Genomic DNA, 19,706 nt, shown 5'->3' with positions numbered 1-19,706 from the left:
TTTCGAGTGTCGGGCGTGTGCATCTCCGGGAAGTGGATGCACATTCGCCGTCAAATTCCGGCTCAGCCCTCGACCTGCTCGGCCAGTTCCAGCCAGCGTTCCTCGGCCGCTTCCTTGTCGGCGCGGGCCTTGTCGATGGCGGCAGTAAGACTGGCGAATTTCGCCGGATCGCGGGTGTAGAGCGCGGGGTCGGCCAGGGTCGCCTCATCTCGGCCAATGGCCGCTTCCAGTTCCTCGATCTTCTTCGGCAGCAGTTCGTAGTCGCGCTGGTCCTTGTAGGACAGCTTGCCCTTCTTCGGCGGCGGTGGAGCGGCGGTATTGGTGCTCTCCTTCGCCTTGGCCTTGCCTGCGCTGGTGCGCTGGCGGCGCTTGGCTTCCCAGTCGGCATAGCCGCCCGCGATCACGTCGATATGGCCGGATCCGTCGAGCCCGAGCGTCACGTTGACCGTGCGGTCGAGGAAGTCGCGGTCATGGCTGACGATCAGCACGGTGCCGTCGTAGTCCGAGATCACTTCCTGAAGCAGGTCGAGCGTTTCGAGGTCGAGGTCGTTGGTCGGCTCGTCCAGCACCAGCAGGTTCGACGTGCGCGCAAATTCGCGCGCGAACAGCAGGCGTGAACGCTCACCGCCGGAGAGGGTTCCGACTTTCGCCTCCACCAACCCCGGATCGAACAGGAAGTCCTTGAGGTAGCCCTGGATGTGTTTGCGCACGCCAACGACGTCGATCCAGTCGCCACCTTCGGCCAGCACGTCGCGGATGCGCATTTCCGGGCTCATCCGGCTCCGCTGCTGGTCGATGACCGTGGCGTCCAGCGTCGCCGCGCGCGTCACCTTGCCCTCGTCGGGCTGGATTTCGCCCATCAGGATCTTGAGCAGCGTCGTCTTGCCCGAACCGTTGGCGCCGACCACGCCGATGCGGTCGCCGCGCTGGATGCGCAAGTTGAAGTCCTTGATGACCGTGCGGTCTCCGAAACGCTTGGTGACGTGTTCGGCAACGATAACCGACTTGGTCTTGCTGTCGTCCGCGACTACGGCAAGCTTGGCCGCGCCTTGCGGGCCCATCATCGAGGCACGCTGGGCACGCATTTCCCAAAGCTTGGCAAGGCGCCCCTGATTGCGCTTGCGGCGCGCGGTGACGCCGCGTTCCAGCCAGTGCGCCTCGATCTTGAGCTTGGCGTCCAGCTTCTGCGCGGCGCGCGCTTCCTCGGCGTAGACTTCGTCTTCCCACGCCTCGTAGCCGCCGAAGCCGATGTCCCGGCGGCGCAGGCCCCCACGGTCCAGCCAGAGCGTCGCATTGGTCAGGCGGGTGAGGAAGGTACGGTCGTGGCTAATGACCACGAAAGCCCCGTTGTAGCGCTGGAGCCAGGATTCCAGCCAGTCGATGGCGGCAAGGTCGAGGTGGTTGGTCGGCTCGTCCAACAGCAGCAGGTCCGGCTCGGAGGCGAGGGCGCGGCACAGTGCGGCGCGGCGGCGCTCACCGCCCGAGGCGCTGCCGGCCTCGCGCGAAAGGTCGATGCCGAGCTGGTCGGCGATGGATTCCACCTCGTGGCGTGGCGGCGCGTCGTCGCCGTGGATCGCGAAGTCCAGCAGGGTGTCGAAGCCGGTGAAGAACGGATCCTGCTCCAGCGTCACCACGCGTGTGCCGGGCTGGACCGAGCGCGTGCCCTTGTCGGCATCGACGATACCCGCGATCAGCTTCAGCAGCGTGGTCTTGCCCGCGCCGTTGCGGCCGATCAGGGCCAGCCGGTCACGCGGACCGATGTTGATGTCGATGTCCTGGAAGAGCCAGCCGTTGCCCTGGATGAGGCCGAGGCCTTCCCAGCTGAGAATAGGTGCAGTTGCCATGATGCCTGCGCCCTACAGGCAGGGGCAGGGGGCCGCAAGCGCGGCGGAAGCAATGTGAGCGTGGGATTCCTGCAACACATTTCAGTCGGTGCCGCCTTCGTGCCACATTCAGGACTTGTTCAAGCCCCGGTGCTTAGGCACCCACGACGTTATGAAACGCCTCGTCTCCTTTCTTGCAGTGCGCAGCGCTTTCCTGGGCGCAACCGTGATTGCCGCGTTTGCGCTGGTGGCGCCTTCGCTTTGCGCGCACGCCGCCGATCCGGGCGGAGAGCAGGGGGAGGCCCGCCGCGAGCGGAAGGCGGGCAACATCCTCTCGATCCGCCAGATCGAGCAGCTTGTCCTGCCGCGCATGGGGGCGATGCAATACCTCGGTCCCGAATACGATGCCGCCGCGATGGCGTATCGGCTCAAGTTCATCCAGAATGGAAAGGTCTATTTCGTCGATGTCGATGCCCGCACCGGCCGCGTGATCGGGCAATCGCGCTGATCGGATCCCGCCGATCGGGCGTGGTTATGCGCCCGGAAGGCCGGATCGCTTGACGCTTACCGGCTTTCACCCCATTTGCTTCATCCATTTCGTGGCCCATTTCAGGGCACCTCCGAGGGAGAGACCGATTTGCGCATCCTGATCGTCGAGGATGAACCTACGCTCGGCAACCAGCTCAAGACCACGCTGGAACAGACTGGCTACGCCGTCGATCTTTCGACCGATGGCGAGGACGGACATTTCCTGGGCTCGACCGAGGACTACGACGCGGTGATTCTCGACCTTGGCTTGCCCGAGATCGATGGATTGACCGTGCTCGGCATGTGGCGCCGCGAAGGGCGCGACTTCCCCGTGCTGGTGCTCACCGCCCGCGATTCCTGGTCGGACAAGGTGGCGGGGCTCGATGCCGGCGCCGATGACTACCTTGCCAAGCCGTTCCAGACCGAGGAACTGATTGCCCGCCTGCGCGCGCTGATTCGCCGCGCTTCCGGGAACACTTCCAGCGAACTGACGGCCGGCGACGTGCGGCTGGACACCCGTTCCGGCCGCGTCACATTGGCCGGCGAGCCGGTCAAGATGACCGCGCAGGAATACAAACTGCTGTCCTACCTGATGCACCACAAGGGCAAGGTGGTCAGCCGCACCGAACTGATCGAGCATATCTACGATCAGGATTTCGACCGCGATTCGAACACGATCGAGGTCTTCGTCACGCGCATCCGCAAGAAGCTGGGTGCCGATGTCATCACGACGATCCGTGGCCTTGGCTACAGCCTCGACGATCCCGCCGAACCCGGCCGCGGCTGAGGCGCCGGCGGTGGCGAACACCGCCCCGCCCGATGCCGCGCCCGAACTCGAGGCACGCGAAAGCTTCCCGCACGAGGCACCTACCGGTTCGCTTGCCCGGCGCATGATGCTGATTGCGGCAGGATGGATTTCGATCCTCCTGCTCGTCGGTGGCCTCGCGCTCGACCATACGCTGACCGGCCTCGTCACGCGCAATTTCGACGAGCAACTGGGCTACATGCTGACCGGCATGATCGGTTCGGCGGAAATCGGCCCGGACGGAGAAGTCTTCTTCATCCGCCCGCTGGGCGACCAGCGCTTTCTTGAGCCGAATTCGGGCCTCTACTGGCAGATTCGCGGCAAAGGGCATGAGGATTTCCCCTCGCGCTCGCTGTGGGACCGCAGCCTCGACGTGCCGGCGGACCACTTCGACGCCCAGCCGCACGTCTATGATTCGCACCAGTTCCCGGGCGAGACGCTGCGCGTGATGGAGCGCTCGATCATCCTGCCGGGCAGCAATACCAAGTGGATGTTCACGGTCGCCGCCAGTCGTGTCGATCTGGACGAGCAGATCAAGATGATCCGGGCGATCCTGGTCTACAGCTTCGTCGCGCTGGGCTTCGGCCTGCTGCTGATGGCGGGGATGCAGACCTGGTACGGCCTGTTCCCGCTGCGCCACGTGCGCCGCGCGATCCAGAAGCTGCGTACCACCGGATCGGCCCGCGTTGCCGACCCGCTCCCGCGCGAGGTCGAGCCGCTGGTGGAAGAGCTGAATGCACTGCTCGAACACAACGAGCGTCAGGCCGAGGAAGCGCGCACCCATGCGGGCAATCTTGCCCATGCGCTGAAGACGCCGCTGACCGTGGTGATGAATGCGGCGACCGCCAAGGCGCCCGATCTTGCCGATACGGTGATTCGCGAGGCGGCGGTGATGCGCCGGCAGGTCGATCACCATCTGGCGCGGGCGAGGGCGGTCGGCCGCCGCGCCGTGGGCCAGTCCCGCGCCGATGTCTGGCCCAGCCTTGAGGCCGTGCTGCGCGCGGTGGAGCGGCTCTACGATCAGGCCCGTTGCGACCTGGATGGCAATCATGCCGCCGTGGTCGCGCTGGAAAAGCAGGACCTTGAGGAAATCCTCGGCAACCTCATCGAGAATGCGGCCAAGTATGGCGGCGGCAGTGTGTTCGTCACGGTCGATGCCGAGCGCGATTCGCGCCTGTGCCAGATATGGGTGGAGGATGACGGCATGGGCATTCCCGAGGCCGAGCGCATCCGCATCTTCGATCGCGGCGCGCGGCTCGATTCGGGCAAGCCCGGCACCGGCCTCGGCCTTGCCATCGTGCGCGACGTGGTGGAAATCTACGGCGGCAGCGTCGAACTGGACGAGAGCGAGGATCTCGGCGGCCTGCTTGTCAGGCTTTACCTGCCGCGTGCTATCGCCTGACATATTCCCGGCTTAAAATCCCGTGGAACCGGCGCTAACGACTGTTGCGGAACCAGCCGTTCGTCCCCATGGGCCCGGTTCACCTGATCGAGGATAACCCCCAATGACCGATTCCATCACGCTGACCGTATCCCCCGACGAGATCGAAATGATCGTCGATGCGCTGGAGGCCGACCTCGAAGGGTATGTCGAGGCCGCCAAGGAAGCGCGCGAGGACGGCAACAAGGAAGACCTGGAGACGTTCGCGGAAGCCGCAACGCGCATCCAGGCACTGATCACGCGCCTTCAGGACCTCGTCGAGGGCTGATGCAATGCTGGGGGATGGCGCGAGATCGCGCCGTCCCTCAGGTATTGTTCGCCGTCAGATTTTGTTTGAAAAATGCCCATCGGGGCATTTTCGACGCGGCACCGGCCCGCTCCCCCACCCGGCCACCCTCGAGTGTATCCTGATGGGTGGCCGGGTGGGGGAGCGGGCCGGTGCCGCGAAATTCGCCCTCGGCGAATTTCCAGACAGATCCCTCAGCCCGCTTTCGCGCGCTGGTGGTGGCGGATCACTTCATCGATGATGAAGCGGATGAACTTTTCGCCGAAGTCGGGATCGAGCTGCGCGTCTTCGGCCAGCTTGCGCAGGCGGACGATCTGGCGCTCTTCCCGGCTGGGATCCGAGGCGGGAAGGTTCTTCTCGGCCTTGTAGGTGCCCACGGCCTGGGTGATCCGAAATCGCTCGGCGAGCATGTGGATCAGCGCGGCATCGATGTTGTCGATGCTGGCGCGGTAAGAGGCCAGAACGGGATCGGTGGCGGGAGGCGTGGTCTCGGTCATCGGGACGGTCCGCTAGCACGCCTCCGCGCGCTCTTCCAGTCCGGCCGCCAAACCGTCCTTTCGATGTGCCCCTCCGATCGGCCCCGCCAACCGTATTGTGCACCCGCGTTGTGGCATTCGCTCTTGCGTAAATGCTTGCAAGCGCGCAATGCGCCGAAACGATGAGTGCCGATGTCATACCCCTGCGCACGCGCGGATCGCAGCCTTCCCTCGCCCCCATGCTGGCGCTTACCGCGGCCGGCATGAACAGCGTGAATGCGGTCATTCTTGATCGCATGCAGAGTGAGATCCCGCTTATTCCGGCACTGGCCGGTCACCTGATTTCGGGTGGCGGCAAGCGCATGCGCCCGATGCTTACGGTCGCGGGGGCGGAACTCTGCGGCTATCAGGGCACGCGCCACCACAAGCTGGCGGCTTCGGTAGAGTTCATTCACACCGCCACGCTCCTGCATGACGACGTTGTCGACGGTTCGGACCTGCGGCGCGGCAAGGCGGCGGCGAATATCGTCTTTGGCAATCCGGCGACTGTTCTGGTGGGCGACTTCCTGTTCAGCCGCGCGTTCGAGTTGATGGTCGAAGACGGCAGCCTGAAGGTCCTCAAGATCCTGTCGAGCGCCAGCTCGATCATTGCCGAGGGCGAAGTCGATCAGCTGGTCGCCCAGCGCAAGATCGAAACGAGCGAGGAGCACTACCTCCAGATCATCGGCTCCAAGACCGCCGCGCTCTTTGCCGCCGCGACCCGCATCGCCGCTGTCGTCGCCGAGAAGGGCGAGGCCGAGGAGCATGCGCTGGATGCCTATGGTCGCAACCTCGGCATTGCATTCCAGCTTGTCGACGACGCCATCGACTACGATTCGGAGGCCTCCGAATCGGGCAAGGACAAGGGCGACGACTTCCGCGAAGGCAAGATGACGCTGCCCGTCATCCTCGCCTATGCGCGCGGCACGGCCGAGGAACGCAAGTTTTGGGAGGAAGCCATCGCCGGCTTCCGCACCGAGGACGAAGACCTCGCCCACGCTGTCGAGCTGATCAACCGTCATGGCTGCGTCGAGGCGACGCGTGAGCGTGCGCGCCTCTATGCGCAGCGTGCCATCGACGCCCTGTCGATCTTCCCCGCCGGCGCCGCGCGAGACGCCATGTGCGAGGCGGTCGAGTTCGCGGTAGCTCGCCGCTACTGATCGGGGCTTTCCCTTCGTAAAAGATTACGGCGCGCCCGGTCACCGGGCGCGCCGTTCGTTTATGCGCGCAGGACATGCGGGCAGGCGTGAAGTCGTTCGCGGCGCTGTTTGAAGTTCCCGGGGCGTATTCTATTGGTTTGATAGATCGGGAGATTGCCATTATCTTCCGGCCATTACGTATCCTGTGAAGGAGCGCGTTCGATGGTCTGGTCGTGCCGCGAGGCGGCGCCGTTTCCCGCCTCAGGCCCAGCCATGGCCCGCGCTCTCCGACTTGCGCTGTTCCCCCCGATTTCGCGAAGAGGAGCCCCCTATGCCCTTCCTGACGACCGGATTCGTGCGCTCTGCCCGCATGCTGGCACTGCCGGCGCTACTCATGGCCGGCATGGCCGCCGATGCTTGTACCCGCGCCGTCTACCTCGGGCCCGATAACAATATCATCACCGCCCGCTCGATGGACTGGAAGAGCGACATCCTCTCCAACATGTGGATCCTGCCGCGCGGAATTGCGCGCAGCGGCGAGGCCGGGCCCAATTCGATCAAGTGGACCTCCAGATACGGCAGCGTGATCGTCAGCGGCTATGACGTCTCGACCACCGACGGTGTCAACGAGAAGGGGCTGGAAGCGAACCTGCTCTGGCTGGCCGAATCCGAATATCCGCACTTCGACGCCAAGAGCAAACCCGGCCTGACCATCGCCGCCTGGGCTCAGTACATGCTCGACAACTTCGCGACGGTGGACGAGGCCGTGACTGCGCTTCAGAAAGAGCCGTTCACGATCGTTACCGACAATGTCCCGGGTGAGGATCGGCTGACGACCGTGCACCTCTCGCTTTCGGACGCGACGGGGGACAGCGCGATCATCGAATATATCGACGGCAAGCAGGTCATCCACCATTCGCGCGCCTATCAGGTGATGACCAATTCGCCGATTTTCGAGCACCAACTCGCGCTCAATGCCTATTGGAAGGACATCGGCGGCACCGTCATGCTGCCCGGTACCAATCGCGCAGCCGATCGTTTTGCCCGCGCTTCGTTCTACATAAATGCGATTCCCAAGGCTGAAGACCCGAACAAGGCGCTTGCCTCGGTGTTCAGCGTGATCCGCAATGCCTCGGTGCCTTACGGCATCAACACGCCCGAAGAGCCGAACATTTCCTCCACCCGCTGGCGCACAGTGTTCGACCACAAGCGTCAGCTCTATTTCTTCGAATCGGCGCTGACGCCCAACACATTCTGGGTCGATCTCAAGAAGATCGACTTCTCGAAGGAGAGCGGGAAAGTGAAGACGCTCGATCTCGGGCCGAACCAGGATCACACGTTCTCGGGTGAGGTGTCGGGCGACTTCGCGGAGCACGGGCCCTTCCGTTTTCTGGGCATCAGCGGTTAGCCACCAAGCTCCGGCGTGAGGTGAGGCCAGGAAGCCACCCTGCGCCATTCGGGCAACACTTCAATGCTGCAATGAATCGGCAATAAACCTGCAATTGCCGCGCACCTTTGGCGCGTCTATCCAGACCCCGTTATGCCCCTTGATTCCGAGCTGGCTGCCACGGGTTATCAGCCCGGGTCGCCGCGCCAGCGCCTAGTCTCCTCGCTGCTTTCGGCAGCCATATTGGTGCTCGCGCTCTTGCTTGCGATCACCCAGACGGGCTTTGTCCCGGCTCTAGTGAAGAAAACCGCTGCTCTGACCACGTTCGACGTCGTCAATCATGAGCGTGAAAAGGGCGGCAGCGAGCCTCAGAAGCAAAAGCAGAAGCAGGAAAAGCACACCGAGCACAAAACCTCGGTTCCGGTCGTGACGGAGAAGCCCGTCGAGCAGCCTGCGGCCGCGAAAAAGCAGGCTTTCACGTTCCTGCGCATGTCCAGCAACGATTTCGCGGCGGCGGACATCGGCAAGATGAAGGGCGAGTCGTCGGCTTCGGGCGATCAGGCTCCGGGCGGTTCCGGCGGCACGTACGGCCCCGGCGAAGGCCCGGGCGGCATGGTGCTCTACAATGCCGCGTGGTTCCACGAACCGACCGATGCCCAGCTTGCCGGTTATCTGCCGGATCATCGCCCGACCAGTGGATGGGGTGAGATCGCCTGCCAGACGCAGCCGCACTACAAGGTCGACAATTGCCAGATCCTGGCCGAATCACCGCGTGGATCGGGCTTCGGACGCGCGGTGCTCAATGCCGCCTGGCAGTTCGAGGTTCAGCCGCCGCGGATCAACGGCAAGGCGCAGATCGGCAGCTGGGTAAGGATCCGCATCACTTACAGCGAGCGGGGAATATCGTCCTGAGCCGCCCGCGTTACCGGGGCGCTCAGGCGACGCTGAACGCGCTCTTTCGCTCGGTGCCGAGGCGTTCGATCAGATCCTCCAGCCGCATCGGCATGCCCAGATGATAGCCCTGCGCCAGCGTGAAGCCGGCGATGCGGGCGCTCAGCATCTGCTCCTCGGTCTCGATCCCCTCGATCACGCAGTCGAGCGAAAGCGAGCGGGCGAGGTTGCGGATGGCCGCGATCAGGCGGCGACCGCGCGTCTCGTCAAGGCGAGGGGCGAAGCTGCGATCGATCTTGACCATGTCCAGCGGAAGCTGGTGCAGCGCGGAGAGGCTTGAATAGCCGGTTCCGAAATCGTCCAGCGCGATCCGGGCGCCGGTTTCGCGCAGGCCTTCCAGCGCATCGCTGGCGCTGTCAAACTTGGCAATCAGCGAGGTTTCAGTGATCTCGAAGATCAGCCGCGAAGGCGCGCCGCCCGATCGTTCGATCAAGGCGATCAGCGCGGCCACGGTCTCGGCATCGGCAATGTCGTGGCCCGAGAGGTTGAAGCACATGTGCATGGCCTCGGGCAGGCGGATAAGTGCTGCCAAAGCCTGCGTGAACAGCGCCAGCGTGACTTCGCGCGCGCGGCCGATGCGCTCCGCCGATGCGATCAGCATTTCCGGAGGCACCGCGCCGAGCGAGGGCGAGGTCCAGCGGGCGAGGCATTCCACGCCCATCGGCATGCGATTTTCAGTGGCGACGATCGGCTGGAAGACCACCGAAAGCTCGCGGGCAAGGTCCGCCGTTTGCAGCGCCGCGTCGAGCGCTTGCTCGGTGCGGATCATGCCTTCGAGTTCGCTGGAAAAGCGCACGCACTGGCCGCGTTTTTCGTTCTTGGCGTGATAGAGCGCGAAGTCGGCACGGTCGAATAGAGCATCGGCGCTGCGGCCGCTGCCGGGGAAGTCGGCAAGGCCCGCCGAGCAGCCGACCGCCACGACAAGGTCACCGACCCGCGCCGGACGCCGGATTTCGGTGCAGAGCTTCTGGGCAATCGCCTCGGCTTCCTCGGGCGAGCCTTTGACGATGATCCCGAACTCGTCGCCGCCGAGGCGGGCAATGACCACATTTTCGGGGCAATCGGCGATCATGCGCTGGCCGAGCACTTGCAACAGGCGGTCGCCCTGCGCGTGGCCGTAGGTATCGTTGACCGGCTTGAAGCGGTCGAGATCGATCAGGCCGACGGAAAACCCCTCGGCGCTATCGGCATCGGCCAGCATCGCTTCAAGATGGCTGAAAAAGCGCCTGCGATTGGGCAGCCCGGTCAGGGCATCGGTTTCGGCAAGGCGCGCGTTCTCTGCGCCCAGCACTTGCGCCTGCCGCCGTTCGCTGGTGAGCGCGTGCTGCGTGGTTTCGAGAGCGACGAAGGAATCGTAGGTATCGCGCAGGATCTTGAGGATCACCGTGGCGACCAGCGTGATGTTCACGGCGATAGCTATCCGCACCAGCGGCCCCATGATGAGGCTGTAGGCAAGGAAGATCCCCAGCACGAGCGTGCAGATCAGCAGGGCCGCGTTGGGGAGGAACGTCAGGCAGAAGACGCAGCCCAGCACCGTTACGGCGATGTAGATGGCGACATGGCCATGCTCGTAAGGCCCACCGTACTGATCCAGCACAAGCGCCCAGCCGACGAATGCCACTGCAATCACCACCGCAAGCCAGGTGGTGCGCCGCATCCGATATTCGGCCACGTCCGGATCGAAGTCCGCCGATGTGGTGGGGCGCAGCCACACGAGCATGCGCATCAGGCAGGCGGCGACGAGAATCGCGGGAACCGTCAGCGTCAGATAGCCCGGCGCCAGCGCCCGATGCGTAAAGGCCAGGATCGCGGCATTGACCGAAAGCAGCCCGTAGAGCGGCGGTACGCGTTCGCGCAGGCGCAAGTATTGCGCCACCGGCAAGGGATGTTGACCGGCTCTATAGGTCAGGTTGGGGGTATGATCGGGGTGTTGCAAGGTCATCGGCTCCGACAGCCACAGTTAGCTATCAATCGTTGAGGAAGAGTGGATGGCCGGACGAACCCGCTCCAAAATGGTTGCATTTACCCGTAATGGTAGCGGTCTGGCGAACCGTTCGATTGGCTTCTAAGGAAGCACGCGTGAGCGAACTCCCGATCCATGCCGTGCTACCCGAACTGCTGGCCGCCTTGCGTGCCGGGCCCCGCGCCGTCCTGATCGCGCCGCCCGGTGCGGGCAAGACAACCGCGCTGGCTCCTGCGCTTTTGACCGAGCCCTGGTGCACGGGCACCGTGATCCTGCTTTCGCCGCGCCGTGTGGCGGCCCGCGCCGCTGCCGAACGCATGGCCGCGCAGCTTGGCGAGCAGGCTGGTGAGACCATCGGCTATGTCACCCGCCTTGATGTAAAGCGCTCCGCACGCACACGGGTAGTGGTGATGACGGAGGCGATCTTCGTCGCCACGATCCTCTCCGATCCCGAGCTTCCCGGCGTATCGGCGGTGCTGTTCGATGAAGCGCACGAGCGCCATCTCGACAGCGATCTTGGCCTCGCGCTGGCCATCGAGGCAGGCGAAGTGCTGCGCGAAGACCTGCGGGTCGTCGTCATGTCAGCCACCATCGACGGCGCGCGGTTCGCACGCTTGCTGGGGCCCGAAACACCGGTGATCGAGAGCGAGGGCAAGGCCTGGCCGCTGGCCTTCCGCTGGCTTGGTGCGTCGCCCGCCTTGCGCATCGAGGAGGCGATGACTTCGGCCATTCTTGCCGCCTGGCGTGAGCAGGAGGGCGATATCCTCGCCTTCCTTCCCGGCGTCCGCGAGATCGAGCGCGTGGCGGAGCGGCTGACGGTGCGATTGCCGCATGTCCCGATCCTGCCGCTTCACGGCCAGTGCGAGCCCGCCGCCCAGCGGGCCGCGATCCGCCGTGACGGTGAGGGCCGCCGCCGAATCGTGCTCGCCACGGCAATCGCCGAGACCTCGCTGACGCTCGACGGCGTTTCCGTCGTCGTTGACAGTGGCCTCTCGCGCCGGGCGGAGTTCGACAAGGCGGCGGGCGTAACCCGGCTCGCGACCCACCGTGCCAGCCGCGCCTCGGCCGCGCAGCGTGCGGGCCGTGCGGCGCGGCAAGGGCCTGGCGTGGCCTATCGGCTGTGGGAAGAGGCCGCCCATGCGGGACGGCCGGAGTTCGATCCGCCCGAAATGCTGACCAGCGATCTGGCCCCGCTGACCCTCTCGCTGGCGCAGTGGGGCGCGGGAGATCCGGCGGCGATGGCCTGGCTGGACCTGCCGCCCGCGCCGTCGCTGGATGCCGCGCAGAGGCAGCTCGAATCGCTCGGCGCGCTGGACGGGGAAGGGCGGATCACCGATTTCGGGCGCAAGGTTGCCAGCCTGCCGATGGACCCGGCCCAGGCGGCGATGATTCTTCGCGCCACCGAACTGGGCGCCGGAGGCACGGCCGCGAAGCTGGCGCTGCTGTTGCAGGAACGCGGGCTGGGCGGCCGCAGCGAGGATCTGGCGCAACGCCTGTCTCGCTGGAACGGCGACCGCGCGCCGCGTGCTGAGGCTTCGCGCAAGCTGGCGTCAGGGTGGGCCCGCCGGGCCCGCTCGTTGGTGGCCGAGGGCGAGCAGAGCCAGGACGTGCCCCCCGGTGTCCTGCTCGCGCTCGGGCGACCGGACATGCTGGCCCGGCGCCGCGATGCCAGCGGCGAGAACTGGCTTTCGGCCGGGGGCAGGGGCTACGTGCTGGATCCTGCTTCACCGCTCGCCACCCGCGAATGGATGGTGATCGGCGATGCGCAGGGGCAGGCGCGGGGCGCGCGAATCCTGTCGGGTGCGACGCTGGAGCCTGCCGAAGTGGAGCAATGGCTCTCCGAACGGATCGAGCGCCGCTCAGTGCTGCGCTGGAACGAATCGGAAGGGCGCGTGGAAGCGCGGCTGGAGCGCCGAATCGGGGCAATCACGTTAGCATCCGGACCCGACCCGGCCCCCGATCCCGCCGCGATTTCTGCATTCCTGCTCGAACGCGTGCGCGAGAAGGGGCTCGATCTCGTGCCCTTCGGCAAGGGCGCTCACGCCTTGCTGCGGCGCGCGCGTTATGCGGGGATCGAGCCGCTGTCGGAGGCTGCACTGCTGGCCGATCTCGACGACTGGCTTGGCCCGCTTCTCGGCCGCAGGCTCGACGCGGTGGACAAGGGCGCGCTTGCCGATGCCTTGCGAAATCGGCTCAACTGGGACGACCAGCAAAAGCTGGAGAAGCTGGCACCGCCCGAATTTCGCAGCCCAGCGGGCACCAGCCATGCCATTGACTATGAGGACGAGGGTGGGCCCAGCGTCGAGATTCGCGTGCAGGCGCTGTTCGGGCTCGACCGCCATCCCACGTTCGGCCAGCCGCCGCTGCCGCTTCTGCTCAAGCTGACGTCGCCCGCCGGGCGCCCGATCCAGACCACGCGCGACCTGCCGGGATTCTGGCGCGGATCGTGGCGCGATGTGCAGCGGGACATGAAAGGGCGCTATCCCCGGCACCGCTGGCCGGACGAGCCGTGGAACGAGGATCCCAGCCTGAAGACGCGAAATGCGTTCGAAGCATCGCGGGGCAAATGATTTGCGCTTGATTCTCGCCCCGATTCGACGGCAAAGCGCTTGCCCATGAGTGCACGCATCTATCAGCGCCCGAAGAACGCCATGCAGTCCGGCAAGGCACTGCTTGACCAGTGGGTTCTCGAATTCGCCGCCGCCGAGGCCAAGAAGCCCGATCCCCTGATGGGCTGGGCCGGTTCGGGCGACACGCAGCAGCAGGTCAGCCTGACGTTCCCGGACGTGGAGGCGGCCAAGGCCTATGCAGAGCGCTACGGCATCGAGGCAGAGGTTCACGTGACCCCGCCGCGCCGTCTCAAGATTCAGGCTTACGCCGACAACTTCCGCTGATCCATCGCGCTCCGGCGCGTTTTTTCGCAGCAAACGGCCCGCGTTCCCACATCAAGGGGGCGCGGGCCGTTGCCGTTCCGGCTCTGTAATTTCGGCCGGAACAAGTGCCGCAGGGGCTGGACAAACCCGAAGCGCGCAGCCATATGCCCGCCCGGGAGTCGGGTGGACGTTTGCGTTCGCCAATCTGGTCAGGTCCGGAAGGAAGCAGCCACAACGGATTGCGACGGGTCGCCCGGCTCCTTCAGCCAATATCGTGATGATACCTCAAACTGGCCTCTCAGGCCGCAGGACACCGTTCCTGCCGGTATCATTTCACGCGCGGCTGTGGAGCAAATCGCTTTCCTCCTGACATTCGCGGCCCCAACCCCTAGTTTGGCAGACGATGGACGATTCACGCGACATGTTCGGCGATAGCCCGCCCTGGAATGACGGGGACGAGGAAGAGGCCGCACCGACCTCGGCGGAAATGGAAGCCGCCGGGCAGGTGTCGATGTTCGGTGATCCCGAACCGGCGCCCGAGCCTGCTGCAACGGAGCCGGAAGCCGAACCTGATTCGGAGCCGGAACCTGTGGCTGGGCCGGAGCCTGAGGTCGCGACACCTGCACCTGAACCTGCACCTGCAATTCCAGCCGCCCCGAAAGCACCGGCACCGGTCGGCACGCCCGCGCAGCCTTATCGCGTGCTGGCGCGCAAGTACCGTCCGCAGAGCTTCGGCGAACTGATCGGGCAGGAAGCGATGGTCCAGACCCTGGCCAACGCGATCAAGCGCGACCGGCTGGCCCATGCCTTCCTGATGACCGGCGTGCGCGGTGTCGGCAAGACATCGACCGCGCGCCTGATTGCCAAGGCGCTCAACTGCATCGGTGCGGACGGGCAGGGCGGCCCGACCATCGATCCCTGCGGCCAGTGCGAGCCTTGCCGCGCCATTGCCGAAGGCCGCCATATCGACGTGATCGAGATGGACGCCGCCTCGCACACCGGCGTGGACGACGTGCGCGAGATCATCGAGGCCGTGCGTTACGCTGCCGTTTCGGCGCGCTACAAGATCTACATCATCGACGAAGTTCACATGCTGTCTCGCAATGCGTTCAATGCCTTGCTGAAGACTCTTGAAGAACCACCCGCACATGTGAAGTTCCTCTTTGCGACAACCGAAGTGGACAAGCTGCCGGTCACGGTGCTCTCGCGCTGCCAGCGCTTCGACTTGCGCCGTATTCCCGCGCCGATGCTGGCCGATCACTTCGCGAAGGTCTGTGGCCTCGAAGGTGTCGAGGCCGAGGGCGAGGCGCTGGCCATGGTTGCCGCTGCCGCCGAAGGGTCCGTGCGTGACGGCTTGTCGATTCTCGATCAGGCGATTGCCCATGCCGATCTCGATGGCGAAGGTCAGGTTCGTGCCGACAAGGTGCGCGACATGCTCGGCCTTTCCGACAAGAGCGTCCAGCGCAAGCTGATCGCGGCGATACTCGATGGCAAGGGCGCCGATCTGCTGGACCTGGTCGCGCACCAGTTCGCGCTGGGCGTCGAGCCGATCGCGATCCTGCGCGGGCTGATGGAACTGGGGCACCGGATCGCCGTGGCGCAAGTCGCCGGCAGCGCGCACGACGCCCATTCCGCCGAGGAGCGCGAAGCGATCGAGAGCTGGGCCAAGGCCCTCAAGCCCGGTCAGGTCCATCGCCTCTGGCAGCTCCTGCTCAAGGGGCATGAGGAAGTGAAGTCCGCCCCCGATCCGCTGGTCGCCGCACAAATGGCGCTGCTGCGGATCATGCACGCGGCCGACATGCCCGACCCGGGCTCGCTGGTGAAGAAGCTGGAAGACCTTGCCGCGCGCGCGCCTGTCGCTGCCGCGCCGGTTGCCGAAGGTCCGGGCGCCCCCGCCGGAGCGGCGCCTGCCGCCACGATCTCGCCGGAAATGCTGGCGAAGCGCTGGGAAGAATTGGCCGACGACGTCGAGCATGCGGGGGAGCTTTCCACCGCCAACACCATGCGTATGCAAGTGCGCGTGGTTGAGCTGCGGCCGGGGCTGTTGCGCTATTGCCAGCCGCCGGGCTTCAGCGAGGACATTACCGCAATTGTGCGCGCTGGCCTTGCCAAGGCGACCGGCGAGCGCTGGGAAGTCCACAAGGTCAGCGAGGACGGCGCGCCGACGCTGGTCGAACTGGCCGAGGCGAAGAAGATCGCGGAAAGTGACGAGGTCAACCAGCACCCGCTGGTGCTGGCCGCCAAGGCCGCTTTCCCGGATGCCAAAGTGATCGAGGATGAAAGCCCGCTTGCCGTTGGCGGCGGTGCCCGCAATTGGAGACGTTGAAATGAAGTCGATGGAAGAGATGATCCAGGCGGCGCAGCAGGCCGCCGAGACCATCCAGAAGCAGATGAACGAGACCCAGGCCAAGCTGGACTCGCTCGAAGTCGAAGGGCTTTCGGGCGGCGGGCTCGTCAAGATCCGCTGCTCGGCCAAGGGCCGCGTCATCGCCGTGTCGATTGATGACAGCCTGATGCAGTTGGATGAGAAGCAGATCCTCGAAGACCTCGTGGTTGCCGCCTACAACGATGCGCGCGTCAAGGCGGACTCGGTCGCCGGTGAGGAACTGGCCAAGGCCCAGCAGGGCATGGGTCTGCCGCCGGGCTTCAAGATGCCGTTCTGATTCTTTCTGTTTTGAGGCCGATTTGAGACCCATTTGTGGCAGATTATTCTGACACCGATGGGTGTCTGGGGAAATCCGGGACGGGCCTTTTAGCCGCCCTCGGCGCGGACCATGGATTCACCGAATTCATGGGCCACACCGGGGGCGGTTTGCCGTTTTCGGCCGCTCGCCGGGCCTGAAACCGCTTTTGTACGGCCGATCCGTCCCATTTCCGGAACGGATGACCCCGGTGTGCCGAATGCGCCTCAGTTGCGGATATTCTACACCGGCAATAAGGATTACCGTGGAGGCGAACGGCAAGCGCTTCCACAGTCTTTCACGGCTATTGCATTGCGTGCTGCCTGATTGACACCATATCTATCGCCAATGGCCGGCGTCCGAATGGGCTTCGGCACGTATAGAATTGGATATGCCTTTGAACCTGCTTCCGTTGCTGCCCTTGCGCGATATCGTCGTGTTTCCCGGCATGGTCGTGCCTCTCTTCGTCGGCCGCGAAAAATCCGTTGCTGCACTTGAGGCGGCGATGGCGGGTGAAAAGGACATCTTCCTTCTCGCCCAGCTCGACCCCAGCTGCGACGATCCCGAGCGCGACGATCTTTATGACACCGGCGTAATTGCCAGTGTGCTGCAACTCCTCAAGCTGCCTGACGGCACCGTCCGCGTGCTGGTGGAAGGGCAAGAGCGTGCGCGCCTGACCGGCCTTCAGGCCGAGCAGGGCGCCGAGGGCGAAATGCTGGTCGCCGATGTCGAGCGGATCGATGCGGACACCGTCGAAGGTTCCGAGAGCACCGAAGTTGCCGCGATGATGCGCTCGGTGGTCGAACAGTTCGGCGAATACGCCAAGCTCAACAAGAAGCTCTCGCAGGACGCGGGCGAACAGCTGGGTGACATCGAGGATGCCGCCCGCCTGGCCGATACCGTGGCCGCCCAGCTTTCCGCCAAAGTCGCGGACAAGCAGGCCGTGCTCTCCGAGCCCGATCCGCTCAAGCGGCTGGAGATGGTCTATTCCTTCATGGAAGGCGAACTCGGCGTCCTTCAGGTGGAGCGCAAGATCCGTGGCCGCGTGAAGCGGCAGATGGAGAAGACCCAGCGCGAATATTACCTGAATGAGCAGCTGAAGGCGATCCAGTCCGAACTCGGCGGCGGCGACGGTGAAGAAGCCAACGAGATTCAGGAGCTTCAGGACAAGATCGAGAAGACGCGCCTGACCAAGGAAGCGCGTGAAAAGGCCACGGCCGAGCTGAAGAAGCTCAAGTCGATGCAGCCGATGAGCGCCGAAGCCACGGTCATCCGCAATTACCTCGATGTGCTGCTGGGCCTGCCCTGGGGCAAAAAGAGCAAGCTCAAGCGCGACATTTCCGAGGCGCAGGGCGTTCTCGATGCCGATCACTATGCGCTCGACAAGGTCAAGGACCGCATTGTCGAGTATCTGGCGGTGCAGGCGCGTACCAACAAGCTGAAGGGGCCGATCCTGTGCCTCGTCGGCCCGCCGGGCGTCGGCAAGACCTCGCTGGGCAAGTCGATCGCCAAGGCGACCGGGCGCGAATTCATCCGCCAGTCGCTGGGCGGCGTGCGCGACGAGGCCGAGATTCGCGGCCACCGCCGCACCTACATCGGCTCGCTGCCGGGCAAGATCGTGACCAACCTGCGCAAGGCCGGCAAGTCTAACCCGCTGTTCCTGCTCGACGAGATCGACAAGCTGGGTCAGGATTTCCGCGGCGATCCGGCCTCGGCGCTGCTCGAAGTGCTCGATCCCGAACAGAACGCGAAGTTCCAGGATCACTACCTCGAACTCGATATCGATCTGTCGGACGTGATGTTCGTCTGCACTGCGAACAGCCTGAACCTGCCGCAGCCGCTGCTGGACCGCATGGAGATCATCCGTCTTGAGGGTTATACCGAGGACGAGAAGGTCGAGATCGCCGAGCGCCATCTGATCCGCAAGCAGGTGGAGGCGCATGGCCTGAAGAAGGGCGAGTTCACGCTCACGCAGGATGGTCTGCGGGATCTCATCCGCTACTACACCCGCGAGGCGGGCGTACGCACGCTGGAGCGCGAGATCGCAAGGCTTGCGCGCAAGTCGCTGCGCCAGATCCTTGAAGGCAAGACCAAGGGCGTGGTCATTACGCCGGAAAACCTTGCCGAATTCGCGGGCGTGCGGAAGTTCCGCCACGGCGTGGGCGAGGAAGAGCACCAGGTGGGTGCCGTCACCGGCCTCGCCTGGACCGAAGTGGGCGGCGAACTGCTGACGATCGAAAGCGTGACTGTGCCCGGCAAGGGCGCGATCAAGGCGACCGGCAAGCTCGGCGAAGTGATGAACGAGTCGATCCAGACCGCCTTCAGCTTCGTGCGTGCGCGCTCGCCCGCTTACGGGATCAAGCCGTCGATCTTCAACAAGAAGGACATCCACATTCACCTGCCCGAAGGCGCGGTGCCCAAGGATGGCCCCTCGGCCGGTATCGGCATGGTCACCTCGATCGTCTCGACGCTCTCCGGCGTGCCGGTGCGCAAGGATATCGCCATGACCGGCGAAGTCACCCTGCGCGGCCGCGTGCTGCCGATCGGCGGGCTGAAGGAGAAGCTGCTGGCCGCTCTGCGCGGTGGCATCACCACGGTGCTGATCCCGGAAGAGAACCGCAAGGACCTCGCCGAGATCCCGGAGAACGTTAAGCAGGGGCTGGAGATCATTCCGGTCAGCCATGTCGACGAAGTGCTGGCAAAGGCGCTCGTCGAGCCGCTCACCGCGATCGAGTGGACCGAGGCCGACGAACTGGCCGCCGCTCCGCCGCAGACACCGGCCCCCTCCGCCACCGCGCACTGAGGCGGGCGGGATAACCGAAACGAGAAGGGCGCCGGTTGATCCGGCGCCTTTTTTGTATCGGGATGGCGGCTATTTTGAATGGCAACTACCGAACCCGGCCTCACTCCTGCTCAGGCTGAACTTGTCGAAGGATGCGAGCCTTGCACCACGTGCGCGGGGGCTTCGACAGGCTCAGCCTGAGCAGGAGTGGAAGGCGTAGGATTTGATCCGTCGGCCTGATCGGGACCGGTGAACAGGCTATTGTGCCGCGATGGCCGGGGCACTCTTTGGGTTTCCTCCATCAGCGCGATGACGGCGGCTTTGAAAGGGTAAGCTACTGTCTCGCCCCCCACACCGCTCATCCTGAGCTTGTCGAAGGATGGGAAGCTCGCGCCACGCCCTCAAAGGCTTCGACACGCTCAGCCTGAGCGGGCGGGTGTCCGGTTTGCTCTTCCCCATCCGACTGGCGTTCCATTTCCTTTACGGGCGGCCCGCCGTAATTTTCGGTCGAATTTCGATTTCCTTGCGCAAG

General features: G+C 64.8%; 15 protein-coding genes and 1 other RNA gene. 13 read left to right on the top strand and 3 right to left on the bottom strand.

Going from position 1 to position 19,706, the window contains the following annotated elements:
- Positions 1 to 62: 62 nt before the first annotated feature.
- Positions 63 to 1,844 (bottom strand): ABC-F family ATP-binding cassette domain-containing protein, encoded by a 1,782-nt coding sequence (locus AC1VVK_RS03815; protein ID WP_482904440.1) that lies wholly within the window; start codon positions 1,842 to 1,844, stop codon positions 63 to 65.
- 151 nt (positions 1,845 to 1,995) lie between these two features.
- Between AC1VVK_RS03815 and AC1VVK_RS03810 the strand changes: the two genes are divergently transcribed.
- From AC1VVK_RS03810 to AC1VVK_RS03795, 4 genes are all read left to right on the top strand, one after another.
- Positions 1,996 to 2,331 carry a PepSY domain-containing protein gene (locus AC1VVK_RS03810; RefSeq protein ID WP_132385685.1) on the top strand — a complete coding sequence of 112 codons (336 nt, stop codon included), beginning with the start codon at positions 1,996 to 1,998 and terminating at the stop codon, positions 2,329 to 2,331.
- A gap of 129 nt (positions 2,332 to 2,460) precedes the next feature.
- On the top strand, positions 2,461 to 3,138 hold the full coding sequence (locus AC1VVK_RS03805) for a response regulator (protein WP_132385684.1): 678 nt from the start codon (positions 2,461 to 2,463) through the stop codon (positions 3,136 to 3,138).
- A gap of 103 nt (positions 3,139 to 3,241) precedes the next feature.
- Positions 3,242 to 4,558, top strand: coding sequence for a sensor histidine kinase (locus AC1VVK_RS03800; protein WP_243652415.1), 1,317 nt, complete (start codon positions 3,242 to 3,244; stop codon positions 4,556 to 4,558).
- Between the two features lie 103 nt (positions 4,559 to 4,661).
- A complete protein-coding gene (locus AC1VVK_RS03795) occupies positions 4,662 to 4,865 on the top strand; it encodes a hypothetical protein (RefSeq protein WP_132385682.1) in 204 nt (67 codons plus the stop codon).
- Between the two features lie 212 nt (positions 4,866 to 5,077).
- On the opposite strand, the gene AC1VVK_RS03790 is transcribed toward AC1VVK_RS03795, so the two are convergent.
- A complete protein-coding gene (locus AC1VVK_RS03790; protein ID WP_132385681.1) occupies positions 5,078 to 5,380 on the bottom strand; it encodes a chorismate mutase in 303 nt (100 codons plus the stop codon).
- Positions 5,381 to 5,541: 161 nt separating this feature from the next.
- On the opposite strand from AC1VVK_RS03790, the gene AC1VVK_RS03785 reads away from it, so the two are divergent.
- The 3 genes from AC1VVK_RS03785 to AC1VVK_RS03775 all read left to right on the top strand — a co-directional run bounded on the left by AC1VVK_RS03785 (position 5,542) and on the right by AC1VVK_RS03775 (position 8,836).
- Positions 5,542 to 6,558 (top strand): polyprenyl synthetase family protein, encoded by a 1,017-nt coding sequence (locus AC1VVK_RS03785; RefSeq protein ID WP_132385680.1) that lies wholly within the window; start codon positions 5,542 to 5,544, stop codon positions 6,556 to 6,558.
- Between the two features lie 310 nt (positions 6,559 to 6,868).
- The gene (locus AC1VVK_RS03780) at positions 6,869 to 7,945 is read left to right on the top strand and encodes a linear amide C-N hydrolase (protein WP_482904439.1); all 1,077 of its coding nucleotides are present in this window, start codon (positions 6,869 to 6,871) and stop codon (positions 7,943 to 7,945) included.
- Between the two features lie 132 nt (positions 7,946 to 8,077).
- Positions 8,078 to 8,836: an energy transducer TonB gene (locus AC1VVK_RS03775; protein ID WP_132385678.1), complete on the top strand. Its 759-nt coding sequence runs from the start codon at positions 8,078 to 8,080 to the stop codon at positions 8,834 to 8,836.
- Positions 8,837 to 8,858: 22 nt separating this feature from the next.
- Here the strand turns inward: AC1VVK_RS03775 and AC1VVK_RS03770 are convergent, their stop codons facing one another.
- On the bottom strand, positions 8,859 to 10,817 hold the full coding sequence (locus AC1VVK_RS03770; protein WP_482904438.1) for a putative bifunctional diguanylate cyclase/phosphodiesterase: 1,959 nt from the start codon (positions 10,815 to 10,817) through the stop codon (positions 8,859 to 8,861).
- A 137-nt stretch (positions 10,818 to 10,954) separates the two neighbouring features.
- Here AC1VVK_RS03770 and hrpB point away from each other — a divergent pair, with 137 nt between their 5' ends.
- The 6 genes from hrpB (at position 10,955) to lon (ending at position 19,195) form a co-directional block, all read left to right on the top strand.
- Positions 10,955 to 13,408 carry an ATP-dependent helicase HrpB gene (gene hrpB, locus AC1VVK_RS03765; protein WP_482904437.1) on the top strand — a complete coding sequence of 818 codons (2,454 nt, stop codon included), beginning with the start codon at positions 10,955 to 10,957 and terminating at the stop codon, positions 13,406 to 13,408.
- Positions 13,409 to 13,453: 45 nt separating this feature from the next.
- Positions 13,454 to 13,732 carry an ETC complex I subunit gene (locus tag AC1VVK_RS03760; RefSeq protein WP_132385676.1) on the top strand — a complete coding sequence of 93 codons (279 nt, stop codon included), beginning with the start codon at positions 13,454 to 13,456 and terminating at the stop codon, positions 13,730 to 13,732.
- 151 nt (positions 13,733 to 13,883) lie between these two features.
- Positions 13,884 to 13,978: signal recognition particle sRNA small type (ffs, locus tag AC1VVK_RS03755), an RNA gene on the top strand.
- 136 nt (positions 13,979 to 14,114) lie between these two features.
- The gene (locus AC1VVK_RS03750; protein WP_482904436.1) at positions 14,115 to 16,037 is read left to right on the top strand and encodes a DNA polymerase III subunit gamma/tau; all 1,923 of its coding nucleotides are present in this window, start codon (positions 14,115 to 14,117) and stop codon (positions 16,035 to 16,037) included.
- A 1-nt stretch (position 16,038) separates the two neighbouring features.
- The gene (locus tag AC1VVK_RS03745) at positions 16,039 to 16,374 is read left to right on the top strand and encodes a YbaB/EbfC family nucleoid-associated protein (protein ID WP_132385674.1); all 336 of its coding nucleotides are present in this window, start codon (positions 16,039 to 16,041) and stop codon (positions 16,372 to 16,374) included.
- 409 nt (positions 16,375 to 16,783) lie between these two features.
- Entirely contained in the window at positions 16,784 to 19,195 is a 2,412-nt protein-coding gene (gene lon, locus AC1VVK_RS03740; RefSeq protein WP_482904435.1) for an endopeptidase La, read from the top strand.
- The last annotated feature ends 511 nt before the right edge of the window (positions 19,196 to 19,706 follow it).

The sequence above is a fragment of the Novosphingobium sp. BL-S-32 genome (genome assembly GCF_056857055.1).
The sequence above is the reverse complement of the archived record's forward strand: the minus strand, read 5'-3'. Positions and strand labels throughout refer to the sequence as shown.